This is a genomic window from Mariprofundus ferrooxydans PV-1, from assembly GCF_000153765.1.
GTDB classification, from domain to species: Bacteria; Pseudomonadota; Zetaproteobacteria; order Mariprofundales; family Mariprofundaceae; genus Mariprofundus; species Mariprofundus ferrooxydans.
Genome location: NZ_DS022294.1, coordinates 1,375,430 through 1,393,095 on the forward strand (window position 1 = coordinate 1,375,430; position 17,666 = coordinate 1,393,095).

Below are 17,666 nucleotides of genomic sequence, written 5' to 3' on the forward strand. Positions count from 1 at the left end.
AGTGATGGACGCTGTCATGATGTCTGACAGGTCAACCCGAATGCATGCAGATGTTGCTTGCACATCATGAGCGGCTGCTGGATGATTCATGATAGTGAGGCAATGTGCCGGTTATTTGACGGTACTGATCTGGCGCGTCAACGCCTGGCTGATCTGTACAGCCTTGTCTGCAGGCAGAAAGGAGAGAATTTTTCCTACTTTCTTTTCATCCATCAGGGAAAATATTTTGACCACCGTCGCCAACTCCATTTCGGCAATGACAGGGGCGGCCTTGTCGGCCTTCATGCCTTCATAGACTGAAGTGAGTCGTTTGATTTTTTTGGTCTTGATACCGGCCTCATCTTGCAGGCGTTGCTGAATGCTGGCTTCCAGTTGTTCCAGTTCAGTAACCCGCTGTTGCAGCCTCTCTTCTGCCCGCTGCAGGTTGTTGCTGCGTTGATCGAGTTCGTTTGCACGCTGATCCAGCGATGCTTTGTAGGCTCGTAAAGTAGCCAGAGTTTTATCCTCTTCGGCAGGTGCTGTCGCAGTTTGGCGGGGTGGGTTGCCTGCCGCACCGGCATCGGGAATCAGCAGGGTCTCCAGCAACGCCAGTGAGTCCGTCTCCGGAGAGGTTGTTGCCGGCTGCGAAAGGAGGGCTGCTTTCGCAGCAACTTGTGATGTGGCTGGCGCTGTTGTCCGTGCCTGCTGCTCAGGCACGGTGGCGGTAGCTTGCAGTTCAGGTGAGATCAGATGAGTGGCTACCCTGACCACCAGCAGCAGGGTAATAGCGAGCATCAGGGTCCATGTACGCCGTGCCATGGCTCAGGCGCTCCCGGCCGCACGATGTGCTGCGGCACGACGTCCAACAAGGTCATCCAGCTCTCGTTGGGTCTGTTGTTCCTGCTCCCGCTGGAGCCGGTGCTTCTCTTTATGGTGCGCGGCTTCATAGCTATGTTTGGTGCGGCATGCCGTTTTCATGCGATCCAGTACTTCATGTTTCAGTTGTGCAAGCTCCGCAATAGCCGCGTTTGTGATAGACAGCAGTTGTTGTTGCTCACTCATGCATGCATTCAGGTTTTGCAGGAGGGCCGAGTTGTTATGTTGCTTCATGATTTGATCCCGTTGCCGGTTTAATTGCTGAATATGCTGGCTGGTCTGTTCCTGTTGCTGTTGCATGTGTTGGAGACGCTCGTTCAGTTCGGCCAGCTCACGCTCAATGTCACTGCGTTCCTGATCGCTGAGCTGAACCAAAATTCTGGACGTTGCGAGCTTCATGCATGTTCTCCCCGTATGACATCTTGCTTACAAGCTCTAGCAATCGTTGTGCCGAATCTTCCCGAGCAGAACATGAATTGGATGTTTGTTGCAAAAAACCTTTTATTTCCTGCAGGTTGTCGATGATATTATCCAGCTCCGGGTTGCTTCCCTGTTCGTAGGCACCTATAGAGATCATATCTTCCATGCGTTCGAAGATTGACATCTTGCGGCGCAGCATTCGTGCAGCCTGCATCTGCTCATTGTTCATCAGCTGGGTATCAAGGCGGCTAATACTGCGCAGTACATTGATGGCTGGAAAATGACCTTGTTCAGCCAGTTTTCGATCAAGAAGGATGTGGCCATCAAGTACAGACATCGCCGAATCTGCAATAGGATCGGCTCGCATATCATCGCCCTCGACCAGCACAGTGTAAAATGCGCTGATATCGCCTCCCTGGGCGGTGCCGGGGCCTGAACGCTCCAGCAGTTCGGCCAGTATGGAAAAGCAGGATGGGGTATAACCCTTGCTGGCCGGCGGTTCACCAAGCATCAGCCCGATTTCACGTTGCGCCTGAGCTACGCGGGTGAGACTGTCCATCAATAACAATACGCGTTTACCCTGCTCCCGAAAGGCTTCGGCGATGGTGGTAGCCATATGGGCGGCTCGTACCCTGAGGACCGGTGGCATATCGGAGGTGGCAACAATGACCACGCTGTGCTGTAGCGCTTCGGAACCGAGCGCCTGATCGAGAAACTCCCGTACCTCCCGGCTGCGCTCTCCGACCAGTGCGATAACATTGACCTCTGCATCAGAATTGCGGGCCAGCATGCCCAGTAGTGTACTTTTGCCTACCCCCGCGCCGGCAAACAGACCCATCCGTTGTCCCCAGCCCATGGGCATGCATGCATCAATGGCGCGTACGCCCAGTTGCATCGGAGCGTCAATCGTATGACGGGTAAAAGGATTCAGGCGGGTGCCATGCAGAGGGAATAACGTGCCGAGGTTGCTCAGTGCGTATTCGTCCATCGGGTTGCCCTGTGCGTCGAGTACTCTGCCGAGCAGATGCGGGCCTACGCGAATTGATGGGGTTGTCGACAAGGGTTCAATGGGGTCTCCCGGGGCGATGCCGCGGGTGCTGCCAACGGGCATTAATAGCGTATGTTCTCCGCGAAATCCGACGATTTCCGCCTCAATGCTATGCCCTATGCTGCAGCAGATATTGCAGGCATGTCCGATGCTGGCTTTTAAGCCGGTTGCTTCCAGCATCGGGCCCAGAACCTTGTACACTTTTCCACGAACCGGAAACAGGACAGGTTTGTGAGCATCTTCCAATACTTTCCGGCGCTGTGTGCTGTTCCACAGCGCGATGTCAGTCATGCTCCTGTGTCCTTATTGGCGGGTGATTGAACCTGCCCCAGCAGTAATGGCTGCAGTTGAGACAGATAACCGGCTACAGCGCCAACCGGGTCGATAAGAATATCCTGATCGGCAGAGATAACGCGGCATGTTCCAGTTGTGACAGTGGGGTCGGCACGTAGAACTGCGGTTGTATCATCATCATCCAGCATGCGTTTGAAGGTAGCATAGTCATCTGCAGAAACCGCGATGTGCAACTTTGAAGTGTCGGGCAGCTGGTTGGCAGCTTGTCGGGCAATATCGAGCAGCGCAGATCTGTCGTGTGCAAGTGAGCGGCCGATAATCTGCTCTGCAATATGTTCGGCTACGTCCATGGCGGCCTCGGCAAATGCTGACCGCAATGTAGCAATGTCACGCTCAGCCTCTTTCAGGCTGGCTTGCACTGTCTCGAGAATTTGTTCGCCGCGTTTTTTGCCCAGTGTCATGCCTGCCTTTTCACCGGCCAGATAGGCTTTGTCATAGGCTTCTTTCTCTACAATTTCGGCGCGGCCCTGAGCTTCCTGCAGCATCTGCTCGAGTTGTTGCATCCTGTTATCGGCCACGCTGCTTGCATGTTGACTTGTTCTGTTTGCCGGGGTGAATGGAAAGGCGGCTGCGTGTTGTGTCGCTTCACGTACATCGGCAGGAAAGATGAGTGGTTTGAGTTCAGACATGGCGGTAGCTGTTACACCATATCATCGCTGCTGCCCAGATTGACAGCACCTTCATCGTCCAGCTTGCGGATGATTTTCAGTACGCCCTGTTGCGCATCCTCCACATCGGCGAGCTTCATCGGCCCCATGACTGCCATATCTTCCTTCATGATTTCAGCAGCTCGCTGCGACATGTTACTGAAGAATCGCTCAGAGACCTCATCTGTTGCACCTTTCAATGACTTCACCAGATCGTCGGACGAGATATGTTTGAGGACGGTTTGAATATCGCGATCGGACAACTCTTTCAGGTCCTCAAATATCAGCAACAGTCTGTCCACCTGTGTAAACAGGTCGGCATCCTTGTCCCGCAACTGGTCAAGAATGGGACGGGCAACCTCTTTTTCCAGTCCTTTGAGGATATCCACAACACTGACCATACCATCGAAGCTGATACCCGATTCGCCCTGCATATCGGACAACTCCTTCTCCAGTGTCTCTTCGATGTCCCGCACCAGTTCACGCGGCACCGATTCGATTTTTGACATGCGCATGACCACGGATAGACGCATCTCCTCCGGCAGAATAGCAATCACCCGGCTGGCTACGGAGCTGTCGATGTTGCCCAGGATCAGGGCGATGGTTTGCGGGTGCTCATTCTCAATATAGCCGGCAATCATCTCGGGTTTCAGGCGAGAGAGTTTTTCCCAGATCGTGAACTTCTTCGGAGCATTTAGCTCGTTAACCAGACGGTCTGCACGATCACTTTCGATAGCGAACTTGAACAGCGTGACGACATCTTTATGGGTGGAGCGCAGAAGCGGGTCTTCAGACTGATGTAGCTTGAGATACTCTTCAGTCACACTGTTAAGTACATCAGCATCAATTTTACCCAGATCCGCCATGCGTCGGCCCAGTCGGGTCAGCGTTGCATCATCAAGCGCCTCAACCAGTGGGGCGGATGCTTCAGGCCCGAGTGCGAAGAGCAGAATGGCTGCTTTGTCTTCTCCGCTCAGCTGTTTTTTTATCAAAGTCATATCGGATCGACCCATTCACGCAGTACCTTGGTGGCCCGTTCAGGTTGCAGCTCAATGCTGCTTCTGACCTGCTCCATATTAGCCAGCCGCTTGTAGGTGCTATCGGACAGATGGAGGGGCGTGACCGGCGCGGGTTTGCCTGCAGTCTGATCATGAGGGGTGGAGTCCTGAATGCGTTTTGCCAGTGGTCGCAAGACGAACCAGCCCAGCAGCATCAGAGCAAGTGCGGCAATGCCATAGCGGGCTGCTTTCATGTAAAATACACGGGCTTCGGCTTTATCCAGTGCGGCAGTGTCCGCACTGCTGGATATATCCATCAGAGGCATGCTTTGTACGGTGACCGAGTCTCCTCGGTCCTCATCATAACCCATGGCGCTTTCAACCAGTTTCTGGATCTCGGCCAGTTCTGCTCGGCTGCGCGGGACGAATGTTTGTACGCCCTTGGCATCGGTTTGCATGTGGCCGCCGACAATGGCTGCGACTGACAGCTTTTTGATGTTTCCAAACGGAACCACACGGTGCTCGCTGGTACTGCTGATTTCATAGTTATTTACATCTTCATTGCGCTTTGCCGTATTTCCCGGCTGTGATGGCGCAGCTGCAGTCTTGTTGCTGGTGGCCGGGTTGCTGCCGGGGGTGTTGGAGGCCAGCCCCGGTACGCCCATAGCCCCACTCGAGGATGAGGTGTGCGACTCCACAATCGATTTGCGACTGCGTAAGACCTGCTCATCAGGATTATAGCGGGTGCTCTGCTGGTCGATAAACTCCCGATCAATATCAGCGGAGACGCGCACGACTGACTGCCCCTCGCCGACAATTTGTTCAAGCATGCCGGTAAGTCGCTGCTCCAGTCGCTGCTCCAGCTTACTCTGATACTCCTGCAGGGTTTGGCCTTCGCTTGAGGGAGTCTCTTTTTCGCTGCTGGAGAGCAGGGTGCCGGAAGCATCCACGACCGTGACATCGGCGACATTCATTTCGGCGACGCTGGATGCGACCAGGTTTTGAATAGCCAGTACGGTATTTTTGGACAGGCGTTGCGAACCTGAGAGTTGCAGCATGACTGAGGCTGTTGCTTTGCGATCTCTGTCTGCAAATGCAGACTCTTTGGGCAGAACCAGATGCACGCGTGCTGCCGAGACCTGTGGCATGACTTCGATGGTGCGGGCCAGCTCGCCCTGCATGGCGCGCTGCAGATTGATTTTTCGGGTGAAGTCGCTGAGTCCGAACTCATTGCTCTTGTCGAACAACTCATAGCCACTGGTGCCGCGAGGATTTATTCCCTGCCCGGCTAGTTTCATGCGAACTTCATAGACCTGATCCTCCGGCACCATGACGGTGCCGCCTCCTTCCAGACGATAAGGAATATGTTCTTTTTGCAGCATTTCAACAACGGTAGCTGCATCTTTCTCCTCCATGCCGGCATAGACAGCACGATAGGGTTTTTCCGATGACCAGAGAACCAGTCCGATGAAACCGGCCAGCATCAGGCTGGCTGCGATAAACAGCATCAGTCGTCGATATTTAACCAGCATTTGCGGGATATGAATGCTGGCACCGCCGGCGGCGCCTGTTTCAGTGCCGGCTTCGATCGGAGAGGGGTTCATTCCCATCGGGGCGCGGGGAGTCAATTCATCGGCCATGATAAGCTACTCCTATACCTGCATGCGAGAAATTTCGCGGTAGGCATCAACCAGCTTGTTGCGTACACCCATCATCATCTGGAACGAGAGATCTGCTTTCTGTATAGCCAGCAAGGTTTCTGATGTGTTGCCGCCTTTGCCCAGTGCCAGGTCCTGCGCGGCGCTATCTGCTACCTTATGGTCATGATTCACCTGTTGGGTATAGCTGTTGAGCAGTGCCGCAAAATTACCGCTGCCTGCTGTTGTCGTTTTGCCAGCATCGGATATTTTTGCTGACTGACCGATACCGGGTAATGGGGCGTATCCGTGAATGTTCATTGTTGTCTCCTTAACGCAGCAGTTCCAGTGACTTCAGAAACATGCGTTTGGATGCTTCCATGGTTGTAACATTTGCTTCAAAACTTCTGGCCGCGGAATTCATATCAACCATCTCCTCTACCGGGTTGACGTTGGGCATCTTGACGATGCCACGGGCATCGGCATCGGGATGAGAAGGGTCGTATACTTCGCGAAATGGTTTTTTATCCTGGGCGATATACGCAGCCTTAACCGATTTCTGCCCTTCGCTTTGAAAGCTACTGTTGAAGACTTGTGAAAAGGGTTGTGCCGGAGAAACCGCCTGAAAGATCACCTGACGGCGACGATAGGGACCACCTTCACTGGTGCGCGTAGATCCGGCATTGGCAATGTTTTCAGCTACGATATCCATGCGTGTACGCTGGGCGGACATGCCGGATGCACTGATGTGCATGGAGGATAACAGATCATTTGCCATTAGCGGCTACCCTCCTTGATGGTGTTGGCCAGACTGCTCAGGTCACCTTTGATCAGGCGCATGGTTAACTCGTACATCAGTTGGTTTTCACTCATGCTCGCCATCTGCTGTTGCATATCGACATTATTGCCATCCATACTGGCGCTGGGTTGCTGTCCGAGAATGCTGCCGGAGAGGCCTGGTTCGTTGGTGTCGGAGATATGCATCGGGTTCGTGGTTGTTGCAGCTCCGATACTTTTCCCCGTCTGCAGTTCCGACAGAAAATCGGAAAACGAACGTTTGTCGGCATGAAAATTCGGGGTGTCGGCATTGGCGATATTGCTCGCCAATACACCTTGCACCTTTTCTCTGGCGATCAGGGCTGATTCAAGTTTTTGAAATCCGCTTCCTAACATATCCATCTCTGCTCGACCCTCCTGTGCGCAACTCTGTGGTATCTTTTTATGACATGACTGTGCTTGGTGTTACTCAGCAAGCGACATGCCAGATTCATAGGCATGCAGTTTATTGCGTAGCGTGCGGATGCTGATGCCGAGCAACTGCGCGGCTTCGGTGCGGTTGCCCTTGACATGTACGAGTGTTTTTTCGATCAAAGCCCGCTCCATATCGCGGATGCTGAGACCTGCAGCGACAGCTTCGCCGGACTGCCGCAAATCCGTTGTTACCTGTGGGCTCAGGGCTTCCAGACAGAGGTGCTCAGGTCGAACAGGTTCATCCACGGCCATGAGGAAGGCCCGGTGCATGCAGTTTTCCAGTTCGCGTGCATTGCCCGGCCACGGGTAATACTCAAGGTTGCCAACGGCCTCATCACTAAGTGCCGGAGCACGGCGGCGATACATATCGCTAAAGCGCTGCAAAAAGTGCCCGGCCAGAGGCAGGATGTCACCTTTGCGCTCGCGCAAGGGCGGGAGCTGGATAGTGACGACATTCAGACGGTAATACAGATCCTGCCTGAATGCCCCCTCCTGTACGGCCTGAGTGATGTTTCGATTGCTCGTCGCGATCACGCGCACATCGATTTTGACAGGCTTGCTGCCGCCGAGCCGGTCTACTTCGCCCTCCTGCAGAACACGCAACAGTTTGGCTTGCAGGTGAACGGGCATTTCAGTGATCTCATCGAGCAGTAGCGTGCCCTCATGGGCCAGCTCGAACTTTCCCGGACGAGCGCTTGTGGCACCGGTAAAGGCGCCTTTTTCATGGCCGAACAGTTCGGCCTCCAGAACACCTTCAGGAATGGCGGCGCAATTAATGGCGATGAAGTTTTCATCCTTGCGACTGGAGCAGGCATGTACAAATCGGGAGAGACGTTCCTTGCCGGTGCCGGATTCGCCGATAACCAATACCGATGCATTGCTCGGAGCAATCAGGGCAACCCGATCCAGCAGGCGACGAGTTTCGATATCCTCGGTCACAAAAATATTTTTTGTATCTTCCGGCGCAGGTCGTTGTGCGCTGGCTTGTTGAGCCAGCGCACTCTGGTGGCCGCTTTTACGAATATAAATTTCCAGTACATCATCAGGTACCGGAATCAGGCGGTAATCCATCGCCCCCAGATGCATCAGGTCAGCGGCGCGCTCACCATTGCCGTTATCAGTAAGGATCACAACATTGGCTTGCGGCGCACTGTCAAACAGACGGCGAACCAGAGCAGGGGAGGTCATGCTATCCCAAATAAGGATCAGCCCGTCTTTCCCTTCGATGCTTTGCGGGCTATTTGCCATCCGGGTCTCAATGCGTGTCTCCGGCAGCAGTTTGCCAAGTTGAATGCGCAGCTCAGCCTCTATATGCGGAGGGAAATCGATCATGGTGATATGTGACAGGCTCATGGTTTTGCTCCCAGTAGTGAGCCAGCCTGCTGGTTTGCCAGCTCCAGCTTGGCCAGTGTCGCAAAGCGCCCGGCACCTTTGTCGGCTGCGAGGCCCTGCAATCGCTCGGTTCCTTGTTTTACTGCTCCGGTATTGAGTTGGCATCGGCCTACATAGTACTGCCAGGCAGCATCACGCCGCTCATCCGGGATCTGCATGAACTGCTTGTAGGCCTCTGCAAACTCCGACGCAGTGAACAGTGCATCTGCCTCATTCAGCAAGCCCTGTACCTGATCAGCGCCGGAGCTCTTCCGGTATTGCTTCCAGTTGCGCGCGGCAGTGTGCCATTCCTTCATAGCTGCGGCGATTTCGGCCTTAGTGAGCCAGAAGGAAGCTCGTGACTCCGTGGCGAGGGCATCAGCACTGACTCCTGAAAGCATTTGCCGTGCCAGCTCGGGTTGTTTCTGATTCATGCGGATGCGGGCAATGATCAGAATCATTTCAGGCCTGTAGATGCTCAACGGATTGCGGTTGATCCAGGACATGATCTTTTTTACGCCGTCATTATCCTGACGATCCATCCAGAGTTTTGCCATCTCCACCATGATCTTCTGACCACGGATGCTGGTCTTGTTGCGGGCATATAGGTTCTGCAGCATATCTTCTGCGGCATCGAACAGCATCAGCATGCGCATGGCATGGGCGACACTGAACTCCAGATCGGGCGCCTTGCCTGCTGCCGGTTGAAGTTGCGGGTATTTGCGCCATATGGTTACCGTTTCCAGCCAGTGGCCGGCTTCCAGCTGAGTATTCAATTTCGACTGCAACCAGCGTGCTCCCTCGCTGTTGGCAGCTTTGGCAATACGTTGATCCGTGGAAATGGCGGCATGAGCGTAGGCCTCCAGTGCCGGCGCATGCCCCGTATTGTTATGCACGGGTGAGCTGATACGCGTCCACAATCTGGCGAGATCCAACATGGCTTCATCTTCCAGTTTCGACAATTGGTTGCTGTCGGCGACTTTTTTTAGTGCGACCATAACCGGAAGCAATTTGTCGCGCTGACTCTCGTGTCTGTTTTCCAGCATCAGCTTGCGCATGAAGGCACGGCGGCCGACACCGGTTTCGGCCTGTGAGTCGGCCAGAATACCGTACTCCTTGATTGCTGCCGGGATGTTTGTTTCTTTTTCGCTTATGATGTCTGCATGGATCAGCCGAATGTCGGCTGCCAGTTCCGTGTCGATATAGCGCCGTATAAAATCTTCAGAAAGATGCAGGGCCTGATCATTGTGGTTACGTTCGCGAAGTAGCTTGATATAAGTGGAATATAACAGTGGCTGGTCGCTCACTACTGCAGGCCAGTGTCTGAATACGGTTGCCAGGTTGGTGTAGGATGCATCACTGCGGCCTTCGCCTTTGTCCACAATGGCCATCCATGCCATACCGACAGCCTGCTCACGACTTTTCTCATTAACCTGCAATCCGTATTGCAACAGGTCGCTGCGTGCATATGCATAGTGTCGCTGTCCGATATGAATGCGAGCCATCATCAGCCAGGCCCTGCGCAAATTACCCGGTTGCTGGTCTTTGGCGATAATTTCGCGCAGTGTGGTCATTGCTTGTTTGTTGTTGCCGGATTGTTGCCACAACCAGGCGCGATTCCAGCGGTATTGTGCTGCCTGCGGGAGGGCGGGGAACTCATGCAGCAGTGCGTCAATAGACTGGATTGCTATATCGACCTGTTGGAAGTGTTGGTGTGTAGTGCGCATATACTCGGCATCGGCAATGAGGCGGAGTAGCTCGCGTTGCTCATCTCTGCTTAAGTTTTGTTTTTTCAGAAGTTTTTCGGCAGTACGTACCGCCTGATCAGGATTGCCGTTGGCAAGAAAGATGCGTGCGGTTTGTACGCGATCGCTGCTGGCTGCCATGGATAGGCATGGCGACATGATAAATAAAGTGGCGATGACGAGTAGTAGACGGAGCATAGCAGGTCAATCGCAAGATTCATGCCGAATATAATCCAGCTGATGTTAATTGCAGGAGACGGCAGTAAGGCCCGCTTATTAGCCTATTTGGTAGGTTGCAGGCCCTTCTTTTTAATTTTCTCTACCAGCGTGGTTCGGTTCATTGCCAAAAAATTGGCGGCCTGGTTTTTGTTCCACTGAAAGCGCTGTAAGGCCGATAGAATCAGATGGCTTTCGAACTCATCTACGGTTGACTTCAGGTCAATGCATTCGGCATTCTCGACATCCATCCGGAAGCTTTGCAATACCCGTTCCTTGTCGCTGATCATGCGGGAAGGCAGGTCTTCAAGCTCCATGATGCCGTGGCGTTTCAGTGTGGTGACGCGCTCGATCAGATTCTGTAGCTCACGCACATTCCCCGGCCACTGGTAATTGAGTATAATTCTTTTTACCTCATCCGATACGCCCGTGATATCAGCCTTTTTTTGCTGGTTAAAACGGGTAATGAAATGATCGGTCAGTAGCAGGATGTCATCACCTCTCTCTCTGAGGGGCGGTAGTGTCAGGGGAATGACATTGAGGCGGTAATAGAGGTCTTCGCGGAAGCGGCCTGCAGCTATTTCCGCTTCCAGATCCCGATGAGTGGCAGCGATAACCCGGACATCAACATGAATGCTCTGCTGGCTACCCACAGGTTCGAAACAACGTTCCTGCAGCACACGCAGTAGCTTGACCTGCAGTTTGGCGCTCATATCGCCGATTTCATCCAGAAATATGGTGCCGCCGTTGGCGATTTCAAAACGACCGGGCCGGGCTCGGACAGCGCCGGTAAAGGCACCCTTTACATGGCCGAACAGTTCGGACTCGAGGAGCTCCTCAGGAATAGCACCGCAGTTGATTGACACCAGTGGCTTGCCTGAGCGTGAGCCTGATTTATGCAGGGCTTTGGCCAGGACTTCCTTGCCGCATCCCGATTCGCCGGTAATCAGTACGGTGCTGTCGGAATTAGCCAGCAGGGAGACAGTTTCCGTCAGCTTCTGTATTGCCGGACACTGTCCGATCAGCCCTGTATTCTGATCCTGACTGCGCACCAGCTCGCGCAGGTTTTTGTTGTCGGCTTTTATTTGGCGGGTTTTAATCAGCTCGTCGATGCGGACCAGCATTTCATCAATGTCAAAGGGTTTTTTTAAAAAATCATTGGCACCGAGCCTTACTGCATCAACGGCTGTGTCAACTTCCGCATAGCCGGTCATAATGATGATCCCCATGTCAGGGTCGCTATGGCGAAACTCACGCATCAGTTCAATGCCGTTGCCGTCTGGCAGGCGCACATCAAGCAGGGAGAGGTCGAATTTTCCGAGCGTCATGGCTTCGCGCGCGCGCATGGCATTGGCTACTGCTGTAACATGAAAACCAGAGCGCTCCAGCGCCTCCTGAAGAATCAGACGAAAATCTTCATTGTCTTCGACCAGTAAAATAAATGCAGACTGCTTCACGCCCCGTACTCCCCTTATACCAGCAAAGTCAAAATAATGACGGAGTGCGAGCCAAAAGCAAGCACTTCTGCATCAGGGACGGACTCATGCCGGGGAGCTGAATCTGCGTGTGGGGTTGGAGGGCTGAAGTGACCTGTCTGATGATTGAAAAATTTAAAGTCGGCTATCTTTGAGCCGATAGATGTAGGTGCATGGGTTTATCCGGGCACTTGCAGAGGAGGTATGAATATGGCGATTATTAGTGCGCAACCCGTCGATGGATTGATCTACCGCCTGCTGCAGCAGAACAGTAAACCTTCAGCCACAGTGCGCGCTCAGACGGCCGGCATGGCCGGTGACAGCGCGACCATCTCTGCACAGGCGCGGGATCAGCAGCCCATGCATTCGGTCGAGTCACAACTGCATGTCTCTGTTGGGAGCGGAGGGCGCTCTTTGGAATCACACTTGCTAAGCCTGTATAAGTCGAACGACTTGATTGGAGGCTGATTGTGGATAGTAGCCGCTTGTTGCTGGCGGAAGATGATGAAGCTCTGGCATCGCTGTTGGAGGAGTACCTGCTGGAAGCGGGTTATTCTGTTGTTGTATACAAGCGTGGCGATACGGCGCTGGCAGCGCTGCAGCAGGGGTGTTTTGATCTGGTTTTAAGTGATGTTGTGATGCCGGGGGCTGACGGCCTGTCATTGCTGGCTTATGTGCAGGAGCAAAAGCTGGATACACTGGTGTTACTGATGACAGGTTATTCCGGCATAGAAGATGCCTTGAGTGCGGTGGAGCAGGGGGCGTACGATTTTGTCAGTAAACCATTCCAGTTGCCCGAGATACGGGTTCGCCTGGATAATGCAGCCAGATACCAGCAGCTCATGCGTCGGTGGAGGGAGATCAATGGTGAAGTTGTCATAACAAGCGAATCGAAAAACAGTAACGGGTTGGCGGCCGTCAAGGCTTATGGGCGACAGAACAGCGGAGGGTGGCAGTGATGCTTCGTTTACTGATAGTAGAAGATCAATCTGCCGTACGTGAGGTGGTGGCTGAAATTGCCGGGGAGCTGGATGTTGGAGGCGCAGGCACTGACGTTGAGGTGATTCAGGTCGCCAGTCTGGAGGAGGCGAAGCAGGCGCTCAGTTCCGGTCAGTGGCAAGGTATGATTACCGATATGAGTCTGGGCGATGGAAATGCGCTGGAAATGATTGCGCAATTGCGCGCGGATGGTGTGACTATGCCGCCTGTTATATTGATGTCGGGCTTTCTTACGTCAGCCCGAATGACGCAGGCGGTGGAGCTTGATATCGAACATGTGCTGTCCAAGCCGTTTGCTCCCGATGTGCTGCTGAGTTGCCTGAATAAGCTGTTCTGCTCTGTCGGTGATACAGGGGCTGAGAAGCAGGCATATCGCACGGCACGATCCTCTGATCGTTTGCTGCCGGAAATGTTTGATATGGATCGTCGACTTGGGTTGGTCTACCGCATGTTTGATGAAATGCCGGCCCATCATGATGTATCCGAGATATGCGCCAGCGCGCTTGGGCTGGCTATGGAAGTGGTGCATGCTGATGGCGGCTATCTGGCGCTGTTTGAGCGCCAGCGGCAGAAGCTGGTGCAGGTCGCCGCGCAAGGCATGGGTGAAGAGATTGGCGGGACATGCGCTCTGAATGATACCTGCTTCCAAGCTATGATTGATGGCGATGAGGAATTGCTGCAAGCGGGTGCAGACGGTGTGAACGGGCTGTGCTGGCCAGGGATATCGGAGGGCAGCTTTGTGGCGGTTCCTGTGCGTTTGCAGGGCGTATCGATGGGCGTATTATGTCTGCTGCGTCCGGGCGAAGTGCCGCTGAAAAGCGAAACGCGCCAGATTCTTGGTCTGCTGGTTAAAAAGCTGGATACCTTGTTGGATAACCGGGCTGTGCATGCAGCATTGGCGGCAAATATGCGCGATACACTGATCGCGCTGGTGCGCTCTCTGGAGGCACGTGATCGATATACGCGTGACCATTCGGCCCGGGTAGGAAACTTGTCGGCAGTTCTGGCGCGTGATCTGGGGCTGGACAGTGATCACGTCGACCTGATTCGTACCGGAGGGTTGTTGCATGATATAGGAAAATGCGGTGTGCCCGATGCAGTGTTGCTCAAACCCGGTCGCTATACCGATCAGGAATTTGCTATTATGAAAGCACATCCGGCGATCGGAGATAATATTCTGGCGAATATGGATACCATGGTACGCGAGCGCCTGATGTTGCGGCATCATCATGAACGTTATGACGGTTACGGGTATCCGGATAAGCTGGCGGGTGAGCAAATACCGTTCAATGCCCGGATTGTATGTGTGGCGGATGCGATTGATGCGATGACCACGCACCGTGTTTATCGTATGGCGAGGCCGTTATCATTTTGTCTGGAGCAGTTGAAGAATAATTCTGGCACGCAATTTGATCCACTGGTGGTAGAGGTTGCCATCGCTGCTGTTGAATCTGGTGAGGTAAGGACACAGGCGGAAGACTGCCATCAACCGGATGGGGTAATGCCATTGTCAGCTCTAATATCTGTTAAGACAGAGGTGCGTAAGTATGCCTGAGCCAAAAGCGGAGCATGGAAGACAGGATTTTCGTATTGACGATGTGATACCGGTCAGTGACAAAAAATTGACAAACGAACAGTTTGAGCTGTGTAGAACGAAGGTTGGTGTGCGCTCCCGGCAGAACAGTATGCTGCAACAGATGGTCGGCAGGGATATTTTTGCCGGTGACGAGCACGCGGGGCTGAGTGCAGAGGTGGCAGTGGCGCTGGAGTCACTGGATGCCAAGTTGAACTACCTTATCGGCGTGAATATGCTCAATGATGCCAGTCATTCGGAGATGCAGGAGCGGCCGGTGAACCTCAGTGTGACCGGTATCAGCTATGTTTCTGATTGTTCTTATCAGGCGGGTGATTATGTGGCGGTGAGTTTGATGCTGCCTTCATTTCCGCCAACGATCATGGAACTGGTAGGTACGGTTGTGCGTGCTTCCAGATTAGCAGACGGGCAGATGAAGATTGCCATCCGCTTTTATTATCGCTGCGATGATGAGGGGGATACCATCTCCAAATATGTCTACAAACGGCACAGGGAAATGATCCGTACCGAGAACAGGAACGAATAGAATAAACGTTCCATTGCTCCGGGGAGTCCATAGCGAATGCCGGTTGTAAACAAAACATAGCGTAAGATTTTCACAGGAGAGCATATACTATACAGAAGCAGGAGATGCGGCAGTCAGTGTGTCCTGGTTTTTACGATAAGAAACAGCAAAATGCTCTCTCGGCTCGCCGGGTCTGACAAAAGGGCGCAAGAGATGTATGAATAATCCGGACTACTCTTGTTCTGCTACGCTGACCTGATTGCGTCCGTTCTCCTTGGATTGATAAAGTGCTTTATCAGCGGCCTTGAAGGTTGCTGCATGGTTTTCGTCCTCTTTGTGAGGGGCAAGGCCGATACTGATGGTGACCGCAATGTCACCCGCGGCTGTTTTTAGTGGTTGCAGGTCGACGGAATGGCGTAGTGACTCGGCCATGCCAACACAGCTTTGCAAGTCGGTATCGGGGAAAACAATACAAAATTCTTCACCGCCGATGCGTGCAGCAAGGTCTGTGCTGCGGGTGCTGCCCAGCAGTATGGCGGCCAACTGTCGCAGGATTTCATCGCCTGCATCGTGACCATACGTGTCGTTAATGTTTTTGAAATTATCAACGTCGCAAATTACAACGCAAAAGCTGTTTTTGCCAAGAGAGTTGAGAAATTCAGCCAGATGTCTGCGGTTGGCCAGACCGGTCAGCGGGTCGTTACGCGCATCCAGTTTTGCCCGCGCAAGGTTGTCGGACATTTCAGTCAGTTTTTCCATGTTCTCCTGAATATTGCCGTGCAACTTCTTGCTGGCACTGGCAAGTTTGTTGCCAGCTTGCACAATGCAAAGGCGAGCCTGCTGGAGCAGTTGTTTGGCTTGTTCGGCATCATCCGGCAGATCCTTCTCCAGCAGCAGTTTGACCTGTTGTAGTTCCGGGGAGTCTTCTCCCGCCTCTTGTAATATTGTGGAAAAGGCGTCCAGTGAAGGAGAGAGTGCTGTAATGAGTTGTTGCAGCTCCTGTCGAAGTCCTGAATTATGTTTTATGTGTGTCTGCAGGTGCTTGCTCAGGTGGCGAGCCTTCTCCTGTACGGTTGTTTCAGTGGTAGGTTCCTTGCCGATGATGATGCAGCATTGATCCAGCATGCGGCGTGCAGCCGGAATGCTATGCAGGGCTTCCAGCAGCAACGACTGGCGTTGTTCGGTGTGATTCCAGATCGACTGACGGGCAGGGGGCGGTATTTCCCCGTTATTTTCCGGTCGCAACAGGGCGCCGTGCTCTGCATCAAGCAGCCTGGCTGTAATCTGGCTGAGCCATAGATAGGTGGTGGCGGGTACGGATGGCTCTTGTTGCATACTCTCCAGATCTGCAATCATGCGGCGGGTCGTAGCGCGCAGCGTCAGGTCTTCCGGCATTGCGGCGATAACGATGGGGCGGATAGTGTCCATATCCTCCAGCAACTGCTGAAGTATCTGTTGTTGATCCATGGTCGGGTCAGGACTGCAGGGCGCGCATGCGTTCGACTTCGACGGCCAGCAGGATTTCCGCCTGTGTCAGGTCCCGTGTATCGCTGCCGGAGGGCAGTTGCTGGTGCAGAGCGGTGCGTAGTTGGTCAATGCTGTCCACCAGCTGTTGTGTCGGGGCCTGGCCTGACTCCAGGCACTGCATAGCTTCATCCAGCAGGAAGACGCTATCTTCAAGGGCTCTCCAGGCCTGATCCTGAGAGTTGCGTTCATCCGGTGTCTGCTGCTCTCCGGTTGTCTGCACGTCAGCAACTTCAGCCTCGAACAGGGTATGAAATACGCTGCCGGAACGGCTTTTTCCGGATTTTCTGGTCTGATTGCCATTTATCGGCAGATTATTATGTATTTTCATATCACCCGTTCCAGATGCTGCAGTCTTCGTTATTTATCCACCTGTCTAACATATAAAAAAACGAGCAAGAAATAGGCCAGTGCGGCGCCCCTGCTGATAACAGTCTACTTTGCACTCCGCGAGGCTATATCAATACTAAGGGCGTGGATGCTTTTCGGGAACAGACTGGCGAGGGCCTGATGAACCATGCGGTGGCATTGCAGGCGTGATTTGCCGGCAAAATGTTCCCCTGTAATGCGTACATGATAATGTCCGCCGCCATGCTCTCTCACTCCGGCATGACCGGCATGTTTCCACGATTCATCTTCAATGCTCAGAGAGTCCGGTTGGAACGCTTCGGTGAGCAGTTGCTCGATGCGCTCGACAGTGTTGCTCACGACTGTGTCTGCTGCTTGCGGTACAGGATCGTTGTTTTGCCGATATGATCAACGACTTCAGCATGGCTTTGCCTGGCCAGCTCCAGGCCGCTGGCCTTGCATTCGCTGCCGTTTTCTCCGGCAATATGCACCTTGATCAATTCGTGGGTGTCCAAAGCCTGTTCGGTTTCCAGAACAAGGTTTTCAGTGATACCTTTCTGCCCGATACGAATGACAGGTTTGAGGTGATGTGCTCGCGCTTTAAGTTCCTTGCGCTCTTTGCTGCTTAAGGCCATATTATCCTCCGACTGCGAATCATAGCATTCGTTGGTGGAGTTGG

Annotated in this window: 20 protein-coding genes; 4 read left to right on the plus strand and 16 right to left on the minus strand. The window is 53.4% G+C overall.

Annotated elements, in window-relative coordinates; all coding sequences use genetic code 11:
• Positions 1-111 precede the first annotated feature (111 nt).
• The 12 genes from SPV1_RS06270 to SPV1_RS06325 form a co-directional block, all read right to left on the minus strand.
• Entirely contained in the window at positions 112-798 is a 687-nt protein-coding gene (locus SPV1_RS06270; protein ID WP_009850300.1) for a MotE family protein, read from the minus strand.
• A gap of 3 nt (positions 799-801) precedes the next feature.
• Entirely contained in the window at positions 802-1,254 is a 453-nt protein-coding gene (locus SPV1_RS06275; protein ID WP_231288304.1) for a hypothetical protein, read from the minus strand.
• Complete coding sequence (locus tag SPV1_RS06280) at positions 1,199-2,614, minus strand: FliI/YscN family ATPase (RefSeq protein WP_009850302.1); 1,416 nt, start codon at positions 2,612-2,614, stop codon at positions 1,199-1,201. The genes SPV1_RS06275 and SPV1_RS06280 overlap by 56 nt, the downstream gene beginning before the upstream one ends.
• On the minus strand, positions 2,611-3,306 hold the full coding sequence (locus tag SPV1_RS06285) for a FliH/SctL family protein (RefSeq protein ID WP_009850303.1): 696 nt from the start codon (positions 3,304-3,306) through the stop codon (positions 2,611-2,613). The genes SPV1_RS06280 and SPV1_RS06285 overlap by 4 nt, the downstream gene beginning before the upstream one ends.
• 11 nt (positions 3,307-3,317) lie before the next feature.
• On the minus strand, positions 3,318-4,322 hold the full coding sequence (gene fliG, locus SPV1_RS06290) for a flagellar motor switch protein FliG (protein WP_009850304.1): 1,005 nt from the start codon (positions 4,320-4,322) through the stop codon (positions 3,318-3,320).
• A complete protein-coding gene (gene fliF / locus SPV1_RS06295) occupies positions 4,319-5,962 on the minus strand; it encodes a flagellar basal-body MS-ring/collar protein FliF (protein WP_009850305.1) in 1,644 nt (547 codons plus the stop codon). The genes fliG and fliF overlap by 4 nt, the downstream gene beginning before the upstream one ends.
• 12 nt (positions 5,963-5,974) lie before the next feature.
• Entirely contained in the window at positions 5,975-6,280 is a 306-nt protein-coding gene (gene fliE, locus SPV1_RS06300; protein ID WP_009850306.1) for a flagellar hook-basal body complex protein FliE, read from the minus strand.
• A 10-nt stretch (positions 6,281-6,290) separates the two neighbouring features.
• The gene (gene flgC / locus SPV1_RS06305) at positions 6,291-6,737 is read right to left on the minus strand and encodes a flagellar basal body rod protein FlgC (RefSeq protein ID WP_009850307.1); all 447 of its coding nucleotides are present in this window, start codon (positions 6,735-6,737) and stop codon (positions 6,291-6,293) included.
• Positions 6,737-7,138 (minus strand): flagellar basal body rod protein FlgB, encoded by a 402-nt coding sequence (gene flgB / locus SPV1_RS06310; protein ID WP_009850308.1) that lies wholly within the window; start codon positions 7,136-7,138, stop codon positions 6,737-6,739. The genes flgC and flgB overlap by 1 nt, the downstream gene beginning before the upstream one ends.
• A 63-nt stretch (positions 7,139-7,201) precedes the next feature.
• Complete coding sequence (locus SPV1_RS06315; protein WP_009850309.1) at positions 7,202-8,563, minus strand: sigma-54-dependent transcriptional regulator; 1,362 nt, start codon at positions 8,561-8,563, stop codon at positions 7,202-7,204.
• Positions 8,560-10,485 carry a tetratricopeptide repeat protein gene (locus SPV1_RS06320; RefSeq protein ID WP_231288305.1) on the minus strand — a complete coding sequence of 642 codons (1,926 nt, stop codon included), beginning with the start codon at positions 10,483-10,485 and terminating at the stop codon, positions 8,560-8,562. The genes SPV1_RS06315 and SPV1_RS06320 overlap by 4 nt, the downstream gene beginning before the upstream one ends.
• A 122-nt stretch (positions 10,486-10,607) precedes the next feature.
• The gene (locus SPV1_RS06325) at positions 10,608-11,999 is read right to left on the minus strand and encodes a sigma-54-dependent transcriptional regulator (RefSeq protein ID WP_009850311.1); all 1,392 of its coding nucleotides are present in this window, start codon (positions 11,997-11,999) and stop codon (positions 10,608-10,610) included.
• A 228-nt stretch (positions 12,000-12,227) separates the two neighbouring features.
• Here SPV1_RS06325 and SPV1_RS06330 point away from each other — a divergent pair, with 228 nt between their 5' ends.
• Genes SPV1_RS06330 through SPV1_RS06345 form a run of 4 tightly spaced genes read left to right on the plus strand, consistent with a single transcriptional unit; the run spans position 12,228 to position 15,136 of the window.
• Positions 12,228-12,485 carry a hypothetical protein gene (locus SPV1_RS06330; RefSeq protein ID WP_018294033.1) on the plus strand — a complete coding sequence of 86 codons (258 nt, stop codon included), beginning with the start codon at positions 12,228-12,230 and terminating at the stop codon, positions 12,483-12,485.
• 2 nt (positions 12,486-12,487) lie between these two features.
• A complete protein-coding gene (locus tag SPV1_RS06335) occupies positions 12,488-12,976 on the plus strand; it encodes a response regulator (RefSeq protein ID WP_231288306.1) in 489 nt (162 codons plus the stop codon).
• Positions 12,976-14,571, plus strand: a complete 1,596-nt coding sequence (locus tag SPV1_RS06340) for an HD domain-containing response regulator (protein WP_009850314.1) — start codon at positions 12,976-12,978, stop codon at positions 14,569-14,571. The genes SPV1_RS06335 and SPV1_RS06340 overlap by 1 nt, the downstream gene beginning before the upstream one ends.
• Entirely contained in the window at positions 14,564-15,136 is a 573-nt protein-coding gene (locus SPV1_RS06345) for a PilZ domain-containing protein (protein ID WP_009850315.1), read from the plus strand. The genes SPV1_RS06340 and SPV1_RS06345 overlap by 8 nt, the downstream gene beginning before the upstream one ends.
• Positions 15,137-15,346: 210 nt before the next feature.
• On the opposite strand, the gene SPV1_RS06350 is transcribed toward SPV1_RS06345, so the two are convergent.
• From SPV1_RS06350 to yhbY, 4 genes are all read right to left on the minus strand, one after another.
• The gene (locus SPV1_RS06350) at positions 15,347-16,582 is read right to left on the minus strand and encodes a GGDEF domain-containing protein (protein WP_009850316.1); all 1,236 of its coding nucleotides are present in this window, start codon (positions 16,580-16,582) and stop codon (positions 15,347-15,349) included.
• 7 nt (positions 16,583-16,589) lie between these two features.
• Complete coding sequence (locus SPV1_RS06355) at positions 16,590-16,970, minus strand: hypothetical protein (protein ID WP_009850317.1); 381 nt, start codon at positions 16,968-16,970, stop codon at positions 16,590-16,592.
• A 104-nt stretch (positions 16,971-17,074) separates the two neighbouring features.
• Positions 17,075-17,347 carry a BolA family protein gene (locus SPV1_RS06360; RefSeq protein ID WP_009850318.1) on the minus strand — a complete coding sequence of 91 codons (273 nt, stop codon included), beginning with the start codon at positions 17,345-17,347 and terminating at the stop codon, positions 17,075-17,077.
• Complete coding sequence (gene yhbY, locus SPV1_RS06365) at positions 17,344-17,622, minus strand: ribosome assembly RNA-binding protein YhbY (protein ID WP_009850319.1); 279 nt, start codon at positions 17,620-17,622, stop codon at positions 17,344-17,346. Before yhbY ends, SPV1_RS06360 begins: the two co-directional genes overlap by 4 nt.
• Positions 17,623-17,666: the final 44 nt, after the last annotated feature.

What these genes read in the sequence shown, in the direction of transcription:
- SPV1_RS06285 (WP_009850303.1), bottom strand. Translation starts at nt 3,306, where the DNA reads ATGTCTGAACTCAAACCACTCATCTTTCCTGCCGATGTACGTGAAGCG.
- SPV1_RS06330 (WP_018294033.1), top strand. Translation starts at nt 12,228, where the DNA reads ATGGCGATTATTAGTGCGCAACCCGTCGATGGATTGATCTACCGCCTG.
- SPV1_RS06315 (WP_009850309.1), bottom strand. Translation starts at nt 8,563, where the DNA reads ATGAGCCTGTCACATATCACCATGATCGATTTCCCTCCGCATATAGAG.
- flgC (WP_009850307.1), bottom strand. Translation starts at nt 6,737, where the DNA reads ATGGCAAATGATCTGTTATCCTCCATGCACATCAGTGCATCCGGCATG.
- SPV1_RS06270 (WP_009850300.1), bottom strand. Translation starts at nt 798, where the DNA reads ATGGCACGGCGTACATGGACCCTGATGCTCGCTATTACCCTGCTGCTG.
- fliG (WP_009850304.1), bottom strand. Translation starts at nt 4,322, where the DNA reads ATGACTTTGATAAAAAAACAGCTGAGCGGAGAAGACAAAGCAGCCATT.
- SPV1_RS06355 (WP_009850317.1), bottom strand. Translation starts at nt 16,970, where the DNA reads ATGAAAATACATAATAATCTGCCGATAAATGGCAATCAGACCAGAAAA.
- SPV1_RS06345 (WP_009850315.1), top strand. Translation starts at nt 14,564, where the DNA reads ATGCCTGAGCCAAAAGCGGAGCATGGAAGACAGGATTTTCGTATTGAC.
- SPV1_RS06275 (WP_231288304.1), bottom strand. Translation starts at nt 1,254, where the DNA reads ATGAAGCTCGCAACGTCCAGAATTTTGGTTCAGCTCAGCGATCAGGAA.
- fliF (WP_009850305.1), bottom strand. Translation starts at nt 5,962, where the DNA reads ATGGCCGATGAATTGACTCCCCGCGCCCCGATGGGAATGAACCCCTCT.
- SPV1_RS06350 (WP_009850316.1), bottom strand. Translation starts at nt 16,582, where the DNA reads ATGGATCAACAACAGATACTTCAGCAGTTGCTGGAGGATATGGACACT.
- SPV1_RS06320 (WP_231288305.1), bottom strand. Translation starts at nt 10,485, where the DNA reads ATGTCGCCATGCCTATCCATGGCAGCCAGCAGCGATCGCGTACAAACC.
- fliE (WP_009850306.1), bottom strand. Translation starts at nt 6,280, where the DNA reads ATGAACATTCACGGATACGCCCCATTACCCGGTATCGGTCAGTCAGCA.
- yhbY (WP_009850319.1), bottom strand. Translation starts at nt 17,622, where the DNA reads ATGGCCTTAAGCAGCAAAGAGCGCAAGGAACTTAAAGCGCGAGCACAT.
- SPV1_RS06340 (WP_009850314.1), top strand. Translation starts at nt 12,976, where the DNA reads ATGCTTCGTTTACTGATAGTAGAAGATCAATCTGCCGTACGTGAGGTG.
- SPV1_RS06280 (WP_009850302.1), bottom strand. Translation starts at nt 2,614, where the DNA reads ATGACTGACATCGCGCTGTGGAACAGCACACAGCGCCGGAAAGTATTG.
- flgB (WP_009850308.1), bottom strand. Translation starts at nt 7,138, where the DNA reads ATGGATATGTTAGGAAGCGGATTTCAAAAACTTGAATCAGCCCTGATC.